Genomic DNA, 11,886 nt, shown 5'->3' with positions numbered 1-11,886 from the left:
TTCCCTGACGCCATAGCCTGAGAACCCTTGCCCCACCCTAATCACAATAACGAGGTGAAAGGCCATGTATAAAATTCTGATTGCCGACGATCACCCGCTGTTCCGCGAAGCCATTCACAACGTTATCAGCGACGGCTTTCCGGACAGCGAGGTGATGGAGACCGCCGACCTGGACAGCGCCCTCACGCTGACCCAGCAGCACGACGACCTGGACCTGATCCTGCTGGATTTGAACATGCCCGGCATGCACGGCCTCAATGGCCTGATCAATCTGCGAAACGAAGCGCCGACCATTCCGGTGGTGATCGTCTCTGCCGAGCAGGACAAGCAGGTGGTGCTGCAAGCCATCACCTATGGCGCCGTGGGCTTTATCACCAAGTCTTCGCCACGCTCGCAAATGACCGAGGCGATCGAGCAGATCCTCAACGGCAACGTCTACCTGCCGCCGGACATCATTCGCACGCAAAAAAGCGCCTTCACTCGACGCATGAGCGAAACCCCGAGCTTTCCTCCCGAATTGCTCCAGGCCCTGACCCGCAAGCAACTGCTGGTGCTTGAACGCATGACCAAGGGCGAATCGAACAAGCAGATCGCCTACACCCTGGACATCGCCGAAACCACGGTCAAGGCCCACGTCTCGGCGATCCTGCGCAAGCTCAACGTGCACAACCGGGTGCAGGCGATCCTCAGTGCCGGGGACATCGACTTCGGCGCTTATCTGCGGCGCTAGGTGCTTCTGGCGCGGGAGCGAAAGATCGCAGGCTGCGATCTTTTGCTCTTCGATCACACCTCAAGGCTGTCCGAGCAGATGGCTCATCGCAGTCTTGAGTTTCATCGGCCGCACCGGCTTGTGCATCAAGGTGTGGCCACGTTCGCGGATCTGTTGCTTGAGTTCGTTGCTGTAGTTGGCAGTGATCATCATCGCCGGTATCGGCAAGGCCCGACGAGCGTTGATCCGCGCCACGGCATCGACACCGTTGCAGTCGTTATCCAGGTGGTAGTCAGCAATCAGCAGGTCGGCTTCGGCATGGTAATTGTCCACCTGACGCGCCAGGTCTTCTTCCGATAATGCAGTGACCACCAGGCAGCCCCAGCCTTCGAGCAAGGTGCGCATGCCGGCACAAATCGCAGCATCGTTGTCCAGCACCCACACCCGCGCACCACGCAGGCGTTCGAGCATCGGCTCGCTGATCGCCGGGCTCGGCTGAGCCTTGGGCGCGGTGGCGCTGAGGGGAACTTCGACGGCAAACATCGAGCCCTTGCCCGGCCACGAACGCACCCGAATCCGGTGGCCGAGGATACCGGATATTTTCTCGACGATAGCCAAGCCCAGGCCCAACCCGCGGTCCTGGTTCGGACGCTGCACATCACCGCGTTTGAATTCCTGGAAAATCTCTTCCAGACGCTCCTCGGCGATCCCGATGCCGCTGTCCCAGACTTCGATCGACAGGTGCCGGCGATGCCGCCGGCAACCCAGCACCACCCGGCCGCCAGGGGTGTAGCGAATTGCATTGCTCAACAGGTTACGCAGGATCCGCGCCAATAGCTGGATGTCACTGCGCACCAGCGCCGAGCAGGCCACGAAGTGCAACTCAAGCCCTTCGCTGCGCGCTACCTGGGCATACTCGGTGGCCAGGTTGTCCATCAATTCGCTGAGGGCGAACGGCGCGATATCGGCCTTGATCACCCCGGCATCGAGCTTGGAAATATCAACCAGTGTGCCCAGCAGGTTCTCCACATCCTCCAGGGAGTTGCTGACATTGCGCACCAGTGTCGCATTGGCTACCGGCTCGCGGCGCTCAAGCAGCGCACTGGTAAACAGCCGCGCCGCGTTCAACGGTTGCAGCAGGTCGTGACTGACGGCAGCCAGGAATTTGGTTTTCGACAGGTTGGCCTGTTCGGCCTCCAGCTTGGCCTCGCGCAAGCGCAATTCGACCCGACTGCGTTCGTCGATCTCGCGCAGCAACTGGTCATTGAGGGTAGTCAGTTCAGCCGTGCGTTCGCGCACCCGCAGCTCCAGGCTCTGGTAGGCCTGGTGCAGCGCTTGCGCCGTTCTGCGACGCTCGGTGATGTCGCGGATCAGCACAAAAATCCCCACCACCTCGCCACTGGCCAGGCGATTCGGGACATAGGAGCGCAGCATGTAGCGCTCCTGATTATTGATGTTGGTTTCGGCAACTTCAAAGGTCACGCTTTCGCCCGCCAAGGCCCGCGCCACATAGCTCTCCAGCCGCTGATAGTGCTGTTCGCTGTGCACCTCGCGCAGACTCTGGCCGAGCATCACGCCCCGTGGCCAGCAGTACCACTCTTCATAGACCTTGTTGGTGAACTCGTAGACCAGGTCGGCATTCAGATAGGCGATCAGCGCCGGCACATGGTCGGTGATCAGGCGAATCCAGCGCTCGCTCTCACTGAGGGCCTCGGCATGCTGATAGCGTTCAGTGATGTCGGTGAAGGTATTGACGAAGCCGCCGGTGGGCAGCGGATGGGTGCGGATTTCCAGTACCCGTCCGTCGTAGAGGCGCTGCTCGCACTCGTGGATGATCCTCCCGTTGGCGTCGCGACTGTCCGGGGTCAGCAGGCGCAACTCACTGTCGCCGATCACCTCGGCAAAGGGCCGGTGAGCGGCCACCGGTGCCAGGCCGCTGAGTTCGAGGAAGCGCCGGTTCCACAACTCCAGGATGCCCTCGGCGCTGACCATGGCCACCCCTTGGGACAGGTTGTCCACCGCTCGCTGCAAAAGACGGGATTTTTGCGCGACAGCCTGTTCGCGGCGCACGGTTTCGCTGAGCTTGACCTCGGTGATGTCGGTAAACAGCATCACCCGCCCGCCTTCCCGGGTGGACCGCTCGCTGACTTGCAGCCAACAACCACTCTGCAACCGATAGAGCAGTTGCTCGTCGGCATGGCCTCGCGGTTCTTCGTTGAACAGCCCGGTGGCGGTCATCAGTCGCTTGACCTCGGCCAGGCGCATGCCGGCAATGATCCGTACCTGGCTGTTGGCCCAGAATGCCTTGAATCGGCTGTTGAACAGCACAATGCGCTGCTCTTCGTCGAACAGCACGAAGGCATCGGAGATGCTCTCGATAGCGTCGATCAGATACCGGTGAGCGGTTTCGGCCCGCAACCGGGCTTCGCTGAGCAAGTGATTGCCGGCCTTGAGTTCGGCCATCGCCTGGTTCAATGCATCGGTGCGCTCGCGGACCTGCTCGGCCAGCACCACCGAATGCTGAAATGCCGAATAAGGGTCGTTGCCCCGGGTCACCCCGGACTCGATCCTCTCGATCAGCGCGTCGTTGATGCGCTGTAACTTGCGGTTTTCATGCTGCAGTCGGGCGACCTGCTGCTGCAGTTCAACGGCTGACAGGGGTTCGGTTCCGGGCAATGGCAACCCCGGTGAAGGTTTGGTTGATGTGCATGCCATTGAACTGTTCTCCATAGGTGTTGAAACCCATCACCCGCTGCTCGCGCAAGAACGCGCCGATCTGTTCCAGGCCATCACCGTCTTCCAGCTCCAGGCGCCGGAGAAAACAATCGCAACCAATGGTCAGCAACAGCGCGCCGAGACGTGCCTGCAAACCGTCGAACAGATGTTGCAGATTCGGCAGCATGGGCCCGGGGGTCATGGCGGTAAGAACGATGCCGTTCTCCACCGCACAATAAAAACTCAGGCTCAAGTCCGGATGAACCTGCTGGATCGCCCGGACGTAATACTGGTCATGGATCCGCACCGCCAGCGGGTGGGCGGCGAATACCCGGTGATCGAGCTCGGCCACCGGCACACCGATGTGGCGCGCGTACTCTTCGGCGGCGGGCTCGGCGTTAAGCTCGAAGACCCGACGCTGGGCGCTGTCAGCGCCAGTCACCACCAGTTTCTCTTCGCGGGGCAGGATGTGATGGGTGGTGAACACTTCGAAATCCAGCCAGGTGTTGACCAGCACCACCACCGCCGCACCGCAGTGGAACTCACCATCGAAATAGACGTGAGTGTGGGTCAGGTAGTTGTCGTCGCCAGCTGAGCCACCAAAATGCGGAATGTCCCCCAATGCCGCACTGAGGGCAGCCAGGACCATCTCTTCACGACTGGACAGGCCATCGAGCAGGGTCAGGGCGAAGCTGTTGCCCTTGATCGGTGCCAGGGTGTTACTGCGACAGTCGCTGACCAGCCGCTCGACCATCCGCTGGGCGTCGATCAGGCTGAAGCGTTCCATTTCATCGATCCGTTCGGTGGCGATGGAAAAGTGCCGGTGATCGAAACCGACCGCTGTCACGCAATTGCGGCCATAGCCAAGAGGAGTGATTTCGCCGGCGCTGGTGCAACCCACCAGGCGGATACCGCCAAAGCTATGCTCCAGGGCTTCGCCCAGCGCCTGCAAATCGTATTCGGCGGAACAGAAAAACAGCACGAACCCCAAGTGCGGATGTAACAGCTGCCGTGCCAGTTCCTGGGCCACCAGCCGGGCATCGGTCGCCTGCGACATTGCACTGACGACACCCTCATTTTGGGTTTGCTGCATCTTCGCCTCCTGCCGGTGTGCGGTATGAGACCTGAGTGTACGAAGCCGGCCGGGCGCCACGAATGCTACTTGGGTAGGGGGTAGCTGCTTCCATGGGATGAAAAGACCGGTCGATCGGGCATTGCCACCGAAGGATCGCAGCCTTCGGCAGCGCCAACAGAATGTGTGTGTGTGTGTGCAGCAATCGGTGCAGGCGCGGCAGCAGGCGGCGATCCTGGCGATCGCGCCTGCAAAGACAGCCGGGCGGAGGATTGGGGTTTACCAGGTCAGCACGGCCCCGACGGCGAAGGTATCGGTGTTCTCGTTCTGGGCACTGGTTTGATGGCCATTGATTTCGAACTGGTTGTATTCGGCAACCAGCTTGAGGTTGTCATTGACCTCATGGAACAGTGCCACACCGCGGGTTTGGTAATCCGCACCGCTGCCGACCACGCCGTTACCATCGTCCTTGGTTTTGCCATAAGACAGCGCCAGGCGATTCTTGCCGAGCGTGTAGGAGCCCTGCAACAAGTAGCCGTCGCTGTCGACATTTCTCAGGGTCGGCTGGCCGGCGTTGTTGGTAAAGAACGGATTGATACCCTTGGCCTGAAAGCCGGAACCGGTAAGCGACAGCCCGCCCATCTTCGCCTGCACGCCGTAACCGACGCCTTTGGAGGTGATCGAGTTGACGGAAGAGTCGGTGTTGTCCGAGGTCTGATAGCTGCCGTTGACCCAACTGTAAATCTTCGCCCCAGCTACATCGAACTGGTAGGTGATCTCGCTCTCGGTACGGGGGTTCTGCTGATAGGCCTTGCCGGTCGGGCTGCTGTCGTTGGTGCTCACCGGATCCATGATGCCCACCGCGATTCGCAAGCCGTCCATGACCGGCGTGCGGTAGGTGATCTGCGAGGTGGGGAATGGGTACGGGTAACCGCTGCCGATATTGCCGAACGACACCCCGCCGCCATCGACCAGGCCCAGGCTGTCGCTGACCTGACCATACCCGGAGAGCAGTTCATCGAGCAGGATGTTGGAGCGCGCAAACAGGCCGAAATCCTTACCGATCAGCACCTCGCCCCATTCCGGATTGGCCACGGTGCCATAGAACTGACGCACGTCGATGGCGGTGTCGGTGCCCTTGGTCTGACTGTCGTTGATGGTCACCCAGAAGGAGGCCCGGGCCCCGAGTTTCAGGTCATCTACCTGCTTGCCCATGTTGAAGCCCAGATAGTTGGGCAAAAAACCCATCTTGACCCGGGCCTGGCGACGGTCGAACTGCTCGCCCGCGCGATCGACCTTGCTGTTCACGTAAAAGGCATTGATGTAGCCATCGGTGGAGAACGTGGTCTGGTCCTTGTCGTACAGCATGATATCGGCCTCGGCGATGGCGCTCAGGCCAAGCATCGACAGGCCGACAATGACCGATGGTAGAAGATGGGGCAAATTCTTATTGTTGTTGTGCATGGCGCGCTCCGAAATCGGGGGACGAGATGTCGGAGGCGATTATCGAAAGCTGGCGAACAGCCTTATACAGTGCCTTGGAGGGGGTTGGCAGATGCTTTGGGCCAGTGGGTATAGCGCGATGATTTGAGCCCTGACCGGGTCACGCCACGGAGCAATACTTAAGGGGCAAGCCTTATGAGCGGTCGCGGATCAATACCGCACGTTGATGATGACCACCGAAATCAAGACGGTTATTGAGCTGATAAGCTTTGCCGTGACTGATTGAAACGTGCTCGACCCCTTCTACCAAGCCTGCGGCGAGGGCCTGCCCGCGGGCTCTACCGGTTGGAAGAGATCGCCCCTGAGCAATTTCCTGTCAGGCCTGGCAGCCCAAAGCGTGACATTCCTGATCCTGATGGCGGCGTTTTACAACCACTCGCTGATGCTCGAGGCTGTGGGGCTGGTTGTCGGTGGCGACGCCTACGGGGCAACGGGATGGGCCTGATTTTACTCTTGAACAGGACTAACCCGTCAGCCTTTGAGCAGGTGCCGAATACGTACAGGCTTTCCAGCGATTTGAAAGCGCCGGGCGGCTGATTCGATTTTCAATTCGGCGCGAGTGACTCTACCGTGATGGCGTAGATGATCGTACCAGGACTCGTCAAAAAACAGCTCTATCCACCGTTGCGGATTTTCGGTGTCCTGCATCAGTTGCCAGGAAAAAGAACCATTGCGGTGGCGCATTCTGCGCACTTCTTCCATGGCCTCTTTGAAGGCATCGGCGTGCGCCATGTCAATCTCATACTCGACCGTGATCATGACTGGCCCACGTTCACCATCAGCGTCGACACTCATCAACGGTTGAGGCCAATGCAGCGAAGGGGCCAGGTCTTCTGCGCTCAGCGCAGGCAGTTTGACCCACCAGCCCACCGCGACTCCCGCCACCATGATTACGGCGGCAAAACTCAGCGATATCGAGATCGACAGCCAGCTGGCGATCAGCCCCCACACCACCCCGCCGATGGCCATGCTGCCAAAGAACGTCAGAATGTAGACCGCCAACGCCCTGGCCCTTACCCACGCCGGTACCGATGTTTGCGCAGACACCTGAAGACTGGACAATACCGCGATCCAGGCAGCACCACTGATGAGCATCACAGGGACAAGCAGATAGAAATCCCGAACCCATGCCAAAGCCAGCAAGACTGCCGCATAGATAAGGCTGGCCGATGCCACCAGCAGATTGACCGCAATATGACGACGAATTACGGGCAGAAACATTGCGCCCGCGACCGCCCCGATCCCGACGCAACCGAGCAAGATCCCGAATTGCTCAGCACTGCCCTTCAGCTCACCTCGCACAATCAGTGGAAGCAATGACATACCGGCGCTTGCGCCGAGAAAGAAAGCCAGGGCACGCGCCATGACTCGCTGTAGTTCGCGTGAACTACGGGCATAGCGCCAACCCACACGGATAGCGCCAAACAGCCGTTCTGCCGGCAATACGGACGGTTGTGGCGTACGACGCCACAAGGCGAGCACCGCGATAACACCAAAGAAAGACAGGGCGTTGACGGCAAATGTCGCCCATGGCCCTACCAGGCTGATGATGATGCCAGCGATGGCCGGTCCGAGTGCTCGGGCAACGTTGACCCCCACGCTGCTAAGCGATATCGCGGCGGGCAGATCACTCGCGGGAACCAACTCGGGTGTCAACGCTGACCATGCGGGCATGGTCAGCGCTGTTCCGATCCCCATGGCCAGCGTAAAGAGGAGTAAAAGCGTAGCGCTCATCAGGTTCGCAAAGGTGATCAAGGCGAGCGCAAGCGCAATGACGGCCATCCCTGCCTGGACAACCAACAGGTAACGTCGTTTGTCGATGATGTCGGCCAGCGCGCCAGCGGGTAGCGCGAGTAGAAACATGGGAGCGGCACCCGCTACTTGTACCAGAGACACCATAAAAGGACTGGCCGACAAGGAGGTCATCAGCCAGCCAGCACCGACTTCATGCATCCACGTCCCTATGCTGGATGCAATGCTGGCAAGCCATAGACTGCGAAACAATCCATAACGAAGCGGCTGCCAAGCCGAAGTTGTCGGTGGCTGCTCATTAGTCATCGTACTCACCCTTCTCTCCCTACAGTTTGCTCAGGAGTGGCCAACGATGCGACAGACTCCTGCCCAATGCCAATCTTCCAGACCCGCCGACAAGAATCGTCGAGAAGATGATCAGCAGCAGCCAGGCGAACTGGCCCTCAGCCAGGCTCCACTCAGGATGAACCCGGATAACCGATACAACCAGCAAAAAGAGAACAGGCAGTGTCGCAAGGCGCGTCAGCAGTCCCACTGCGATGAATATCGGACAAAACACTTCTGCGAAAATTGCCAGAGACAAGGTCAACCGGGCTCCCATGCCAAACGGGTCTTCGATCAACCCCAATTCGTGCTCAAAATTGAAAAGCTTAGGCAATCCGTGCACCAGCAACAGCATCAGTACACCGGTGATGCGTAGCCAACACAGCGCCACATCCGGTGCAGTCGTCGTATTCATATCAGATGTGGACATGTTCCATTGTCTCCCAACGCTCACCTGAGTGCGCCTCTTCCTCCATTAAGGAAGAGGCGCAATACGGATCAGTGACCTTCCGATGCGTTAAACATGGTTTTGGCATAAATCAAACCAAGACCATAAGCGCCGCCGTGAGCGATAGAGGTTTTCACCGTCTCGTTATAGGTGTCGCTGCGAGCCCAGTCACGTTGCAGTTCCAGCAGGTACTGGAGTGAGGTCATCGGACGCGCACCGGCTTGAATCATGCGCTCGATAGCGCGCTCATGAGCCTCATCCGAAACGTCACCGCACGCATCGCAAATGATGTAGACCTCAAAGCCTTGTTCAAGCGCCGAGATCGCCGGTCCAACAATGCAGACCGAGGTCCAGAGACCGGCAAGAACGATTCGGTCGCGACCGATCTTGTTCACGGCGACGGCTATGCGCTCGTCTTCCCAGGTATTCATGCTGGTCCGGTCAATCAGTTCCTGACCGGCAAAGACCGAGGTAATTTCTTCAAACATAGGGCCCGAAAAACTTTTTTCGGCGACGGTGGTAAGAATGGAAGGAACGCCAAACTCCTTCGCTGCCTTGGAGATCAGTGCAGCGTTATTGCGGAGTGAAACAGCGTCGATGGATTTGGTCGCAAATGACATCTGCGACTGAAAGTCGATCAGGATCAGAGCGTGGTTGCTCGGATTGATCAGACCTTTACCTGGTGCTGCTTTTGCGGTTGCCATAACACTTCTCCGGATACGTTTGAGAGGCGCCATTTTCGGCTTCGTTGCAGCAGAGCGATTGTATGGATGTGCGACTCTGGAAAATTTTTGCCGAGAACACTTCTTTCACCAGGCATCTGGAGGCTGAACCACCTACCAGCGTCAGGCTCCCGCTTCGACTGCGGGGTGCCGCTGTATTTAAAGCCCGTCCTCAGTCCGATCCAGCCGTTCACGCAAGAATTCGATCAGCGCCTGCACCGGTCGCGAGCCCTGACGATGCTGCGGATAGACCGCCGATAACGTCAACGGCTCGGGGCGGAAGTTGTCCAGTACCGGCACCAGCCGCCCATCCTTCAAGGCCGAACCGACAATGAAGGTCGGCAAATAAGTAATGCCCATGCCGGCGATGGCCGCGTCCTTGAGCAATTCTCCGTTGTTGACCCGCATCCTTCCGGTGACGTTCACGGTCAGTGGTTTGCCCTGCCCTTCGAACCGCCATTGCACCTGGCGACCGTGGCCGTAGGGCAGACAGTCATGGCGGTGCAAGTCTTCGGGGTGACCCGGCGTACCGCGCTCGGCCAGGTAAGCCGGGCTCGCGCAGTACACCCGCTGGATGGAGGCGAGGCGTCGGGCGATCAGCGTCGAGTCCTCCAGCACGCCGATGCGCAATGCCAGGTCGAAGCCCTCATTGAGCAAGTCCACCGGACGATCACTCAAGTCCACTTCCACCGTGACGTCGCGATAGCGCTGCAAAAACACCGGCAGCAGACAACCCAAGTGCGCCACCGCGAACGACAGCGGCGCGCTCAAGCGAATGGTGCCGCGAGGTTCGCTGGTCTGGCCGGCGATGCCCTGCTCCACGTGTTCGACTTCGCTGAGCAGGCGCAAGGCCGACTCGTAATAACTCTGCCCCAGGGGCGTGACGTCCAGCCGCCGGGTCGATCGATTGAGCAGCCGCACACCGAGGCGCTCCTCCAATTGCATCAGCCGGCGGCTGACGAACTGCTTGGACAGCCCCAACTGATCGGCCGCCGCCGTGAAGCTGCCGGAGTCCATGACCTGGCAAAAAATACGCATGTCTTCGAACGGGTTCATTGTCACTTCCTGGTTGACAGTTAAACGCTTTATAGCCGCTTTTTCACTTTCAGGCACCTCATTAATCTGTGCTCACGGTGTTGCTGAGACCTGAACCCCAGCGCCACAGCAGCCCGCGCGGTGCTGACCGGTGCCCAGGCCTCGGTGAAGGTCGATCTGTCCGGTGTTGAAGTCAGCGACAAGGCGATCAAGGTCGACGGCCAGACGATCAACCTGAAAGTGGTGCGCCCGACCAGGGCCAAGGGCCTGCCCACCGCGCTGGTGCAGACCGCCGAATTCGACGTGCTGCGTGACGAAGGCGAAGGCTACGCCCGCCACCTCGATGCGGCCGGCGTACCGGTGACCGCGGTGCGCTACAACGGGATGATTCATGACTTTGGCCTGCTCAATCCGCTGAGTCAGATACCTGAAGTGAAGGCAGCAGTGCGGCAAGCGGCGGCCGAGCTCAAGCCCCATCTGAACTGAGTCCACATTGTGGCGAGGGAGCTTGCTCCCGCTGGGCTGCGCAGCGGCCCCAAAATCCTCAAGACACCGACGATTTTGTGAGTGCTGCGCACTCAAGCGGGAGCAAGCTCCCTCGCCACAAATGTCATCCAGACTTTGGAGTTCCTCATGTCCTTTCTCCTCACCCACCTACTGTCCTGGAGCGCCCTGCTTCTGGTGCTCGACGCTCTGCTCTGGCACCTAGCCCCGTACAAGCACCGCGCCCCGCGGGTCGGCGTGCGTCTAGTGTTGTTTCTGGCGTTCAGTGCGCTGGTCATCAACGCCGACGTCAGCCCGTTGAGCGAAGTGGGCCAGGCGTTGAACAAGTTGCAAGCGGTACGGCAACAGAACAGTCGGCTGGCGTTGATGGCCAAGCCTGTGCCGGTCAGGAAAGCTGGATTTCTGGGGTGGTTGCAAAAACGTTGAGCAGAAAAATGCCCGCACATCGGCGGGCATTTTTTTCAGCGAATTACTTGGCCGTGAACTTGGTATAGCTATTAATCAAATTGCGATAGTTCGGCAGACGCTGCGACAGCAGATTCGCCAGACCTTCCATGTCATTGCGCCAGTCGACTTGCAGCTCGCAGGCCACCGCGAACCAGTTCATCAGATGCGCACCGGCGGCCGACATCCGCGCCCACGCCGCTTGTTGCACAGTGGTGTTAAAGGTGCCGGAAGCATCGGTGACCACGAACACTTCAAAACCTTCAGCAAGCGCCGACAGAGTCGGGAACGCCACGCACACGTCAGTCACCACACCGGCGATGATCAGTTGCTTGCGACCGGTGGCCTTGATGGCTTTGACGAAGTCTGCGTTGTCCCAGGCGTTGATCTGGCCAGGGCGGGCAATGAACGGCGCGTCCGGGAATTGCTCTTTGAGTTCCGGCACGATCGGGCCGTTCGGGCCGCTGTCGAAACTGGTGGTCAGGATGGTCGGCAGGTTGAAGAACTTGGCGATGTCGCCCAGCGCCAGGACGTTGTTCTTGAACTCGTTCGGGCTGAAATCCTGCACCAGCGAGATCAGGCCGGTCTGGTGGTCGACCAACAGCACAACGGCATCGTCTTTGTTCAGACGCGAGTAAGGAACGTTGCTCATGTGAAA

At 59.4% G+C, this 11,886-nt stretch carries 11 protein-coding genes and 1 pseudogene; 4 read left to right on the top strand and 8 right to left on the bottom strand.

What is annotated here, in order from left to right; translation table 11 throughout:
• The first annotated feature begins 64 nt into the window (after positions 1 to 64).
• Complete coding sequence (locus HK44_RS14225; protein WP_019690846.1) at positions 65 to 730, top strand: response regulator transcription factor; 666 nt, start codon at positions 65 to 67, stop codon at positions 728 to 730.
• 60 nt (positions 731 to 790) lie between these two features.
• Here the strand turns inward: HK44_RS14225 and nahK are convergent, their stop codons facing one another.
• From nahK to HK44_RS14210, 3 genes are all read right to left on the bottom strand, one after another.
• A complete protein-coding gene (nahK, locus tag HK44_RS14220) occupies positions 791 to 3,424 on the bottom strand; it encodes a hybrid sensor histidine kinase/response regulator NahK/ErcS' (RefSeq protein ID WP_431357332.1) in 2,634 nt (877 codons plus the stop codon).
• Positions 3,354 to 4,517 carry a nitric oxide-sensing protein NosP gene (nosP, locus tag HK44_RS14215; protein WP_019690848.1) on the bottom strand — a complete coding sequence of 388 codons (1,164 nt, stop codon included), beginning with the start codon at positions 4,515 to 4,517 and terminating at the stop codon, positions 3,354 to 3,356. The genes nahK and nosP overlap by 71 nt, the downstream gene beginning before the upstream one ends.
• A 258-nt stretch (positions 4,518 to 4,775) precedes the next feature.
• Positions 4,776 to 5,960: a porin gene (locus HK44_RS14210; protein ID WP_019690849.1), complete on the bottom strand. Its 1,185-nt coding sequence runs from the start codon at positions 5,958 to 5,960 to the stop codon at positions 4,776 to 4,778.
• A 268-nt stretch (positions 5,961 to 6,228) separates the two neighbouring features.
• Between HK44_RS14210 and HK44_RS30550 the strand changes: the two are divergent.
• A pseudogene (locus HK44_RS30550) lies at positions 6,229 to 6,311 on the top strand (helix-turn-helix transcriptional regulator); the annotation flags it as partial.
• A gap of 159 nt (positions 6,312 to 6,470) precedes the next feature.
• Here HK44_RS30550 and HK44_RS14200 read toward each other — a convergent pair.
• The 4 genes from HK44_RS14200 to HK44_RS14185 form a co-directional block, all read right to left on the bottom strand.
• Complete coding sequence (locus tag HK44_RS14200; protein ID WP_024264945.1) at positions 6,471 to 8,057, bottom strand: MFS transporter; 1,587 nt, start codon at positions 8,055 to 8,057, stop codon at positions 6,471 to 6,473.
• 19 nt (positions 8,058 to 8,076) lie between these two features.
• On the bottom strand, positions 8,077 to 8,505 hold the full coding sequence (locus HK44_RS14195; RefSeq protein WP_031319474.1) for a DoxX family protein: 429 nt from the start codon (positions 8,503 to 8,505) through the stop codon (positions 8,077 to 8,079).
• Between the two features lie 68 nt (positions 8,506 to 8,573).
• Complete coding sequence (locus tag HK44_RS14190) at positions 8,574 to 9,227, bottom strand: hydrolase (RefSeq protein WP_019690853.1); 654 nt, start codon at positions 9,225 to 9,227, stop codon at positions 8,574 to 8,576.
• Between the two features lie 177 nt (positions 9,228 to 9,404).
• Positions 9,405 to 10,301 (bottom strand): LysR family transcriptional regulator, encoded by an 897-nt coding sequence (locus HK44_RS14185; RefSeq protein ID WP_019690854.1) that lies wholly within the window; start codon positions 10,299 to 10,301, stop codon positions 9,405 to 9,407.
• A 120-nt stretch (positions 10,302 to 10,421) separates the two neighbouring features.
• Between HK44_RS14185 and HK44_RS14180 the strand changes: the two genes are divergently transcribed.
• On the top strand, positions 10,422 to 10,766 hold the full coding sequence (locus tag HK44_RS14180; RefSeq protein WP_019690855.1) for an alpha/beta hydrolase fold domain-containing protein: 345 nt from the start codon (positions 10,422 to 10,424) through the stop codon (positions 10,764 to 10,766).
• 147 nt (positions 10,767 to 10,913) lie between these two features.
• On the top strand, positions 10,914 to 11,210 hold the full coding sequence (locus HK44_RS30545; RefSeq protein WP_019690856.1) for a hypothetical protein: 297 nt from the start codon (positions 10,914 to 10,916) through the stop codon (positions 11,208 to 11,210).
• 43 nt (positions 11,211 to 11,253) lie between these two features.
• Here HK44_RS30545 and ycaC read toward each other — a convergent pair whose 3' ends face one another.
• A complete protein-coding gene (gene ycaC / locus HK44_RS14170; RefSeq protein ID WP_019690857.1) occupies positions 11,254 to 11,880 on the bottom strand; it encodes an isochorismate family cysteine hydrolase YcaC in 627 nt (208 codons plus the stop codon).
• Positions 11,881 to 11,886 lie beyond the last annotated feature (6 nt).

This window comes from Pseudomonas fluorescens HK44, from assembly GCF_000217955.3.
Classification (GTDB): domain Bacteria; phylum Pseudomonadota; class Gammaproteobacteria; order Pseudomonadales; family Pseudomonadaceae; genus Aquipseudomonas; species Aquipseudomonas fluorescens_AQ.
This window is presented reverse-complemented; position numbering and strand designations above follow the sequence as displayed.

What these genes read in the sequence shown, in the direction of transcription:
- ycaC (WP_019690857.1), bottom strand. Translation starts at nt 11,880, where the DNA reads ATGAGCAACGTTCCTTACTCGCGTCTGAACAAAGACGATGCCGTTGTG.
- HK44_RS14210 (WP_019690849.1), bottom strand. Translation starts at nt 5,960, where the DNA reads ATGCACAACAACAATAAGAATTTGCCCCATCTTCTACCATCGGTCATT.
- nosP (WP_019690848.1), bottom strand. Translation starts at nt 4,517, where the DNA reads ATGCAGCAAACCCAAAATGAGGGTGTCGTCAGTGCAATGTCGCAGGCG.
- HK44_RS14200 (WP_024264945.1), bottom strand. Translation starts at nt 8,057, where the DNA reads ATGACTAATGAGCAGCCACCGACAACTTCGGCTTGGCAGCCGCTTCGT.
- HK44_RS14225 (WP_019690846.1), top strand. Translation starts at nt 65, where the DNA reads ATGTATAAAATTCTGATTGCCGACGATCACCCGCTGTTCCGCGAAGCC.
- HK44_RS30545 (WP_019690856.1), top strand. Translation starts at nt 10,914, where the DNA reads ATGTCCTTTCTCCTCACCCACCTACTGTCCTGGAGCGCCCTGCTTCTG.
- HK44_RS14195 (WP_031319474.1), bottom strand. Translation starts at nt 8,505, where the DNA reads ATGTCCACATCTGATATGAATACGACGACTGCACCGGATGTGGCGCTG.
- HK44_RS14190 (WP_019690853.1), bottom strand. Translation starts at nt 9,227, where the DNA reads ATGGCAACCGCAAAAGCAGCACCAGGTAAAGGTCTGATCAATCCGAGC.
- nahK (WP_431357332.1), bottom strand. Translation starts at nt 3,424, where the DNA reads ATGGCATGCACATCAACCAAACCTTCACCGGGGTTGCCATTGCCCGGA.
- HK44_RS14185 (WP_019690854.1), bottom strand. Translation starts at nt 10,301, where the DNA reads ATGAACCCGTTCGAAGACATGCGTATTTTTTGCCAGGTCATGGACTCC.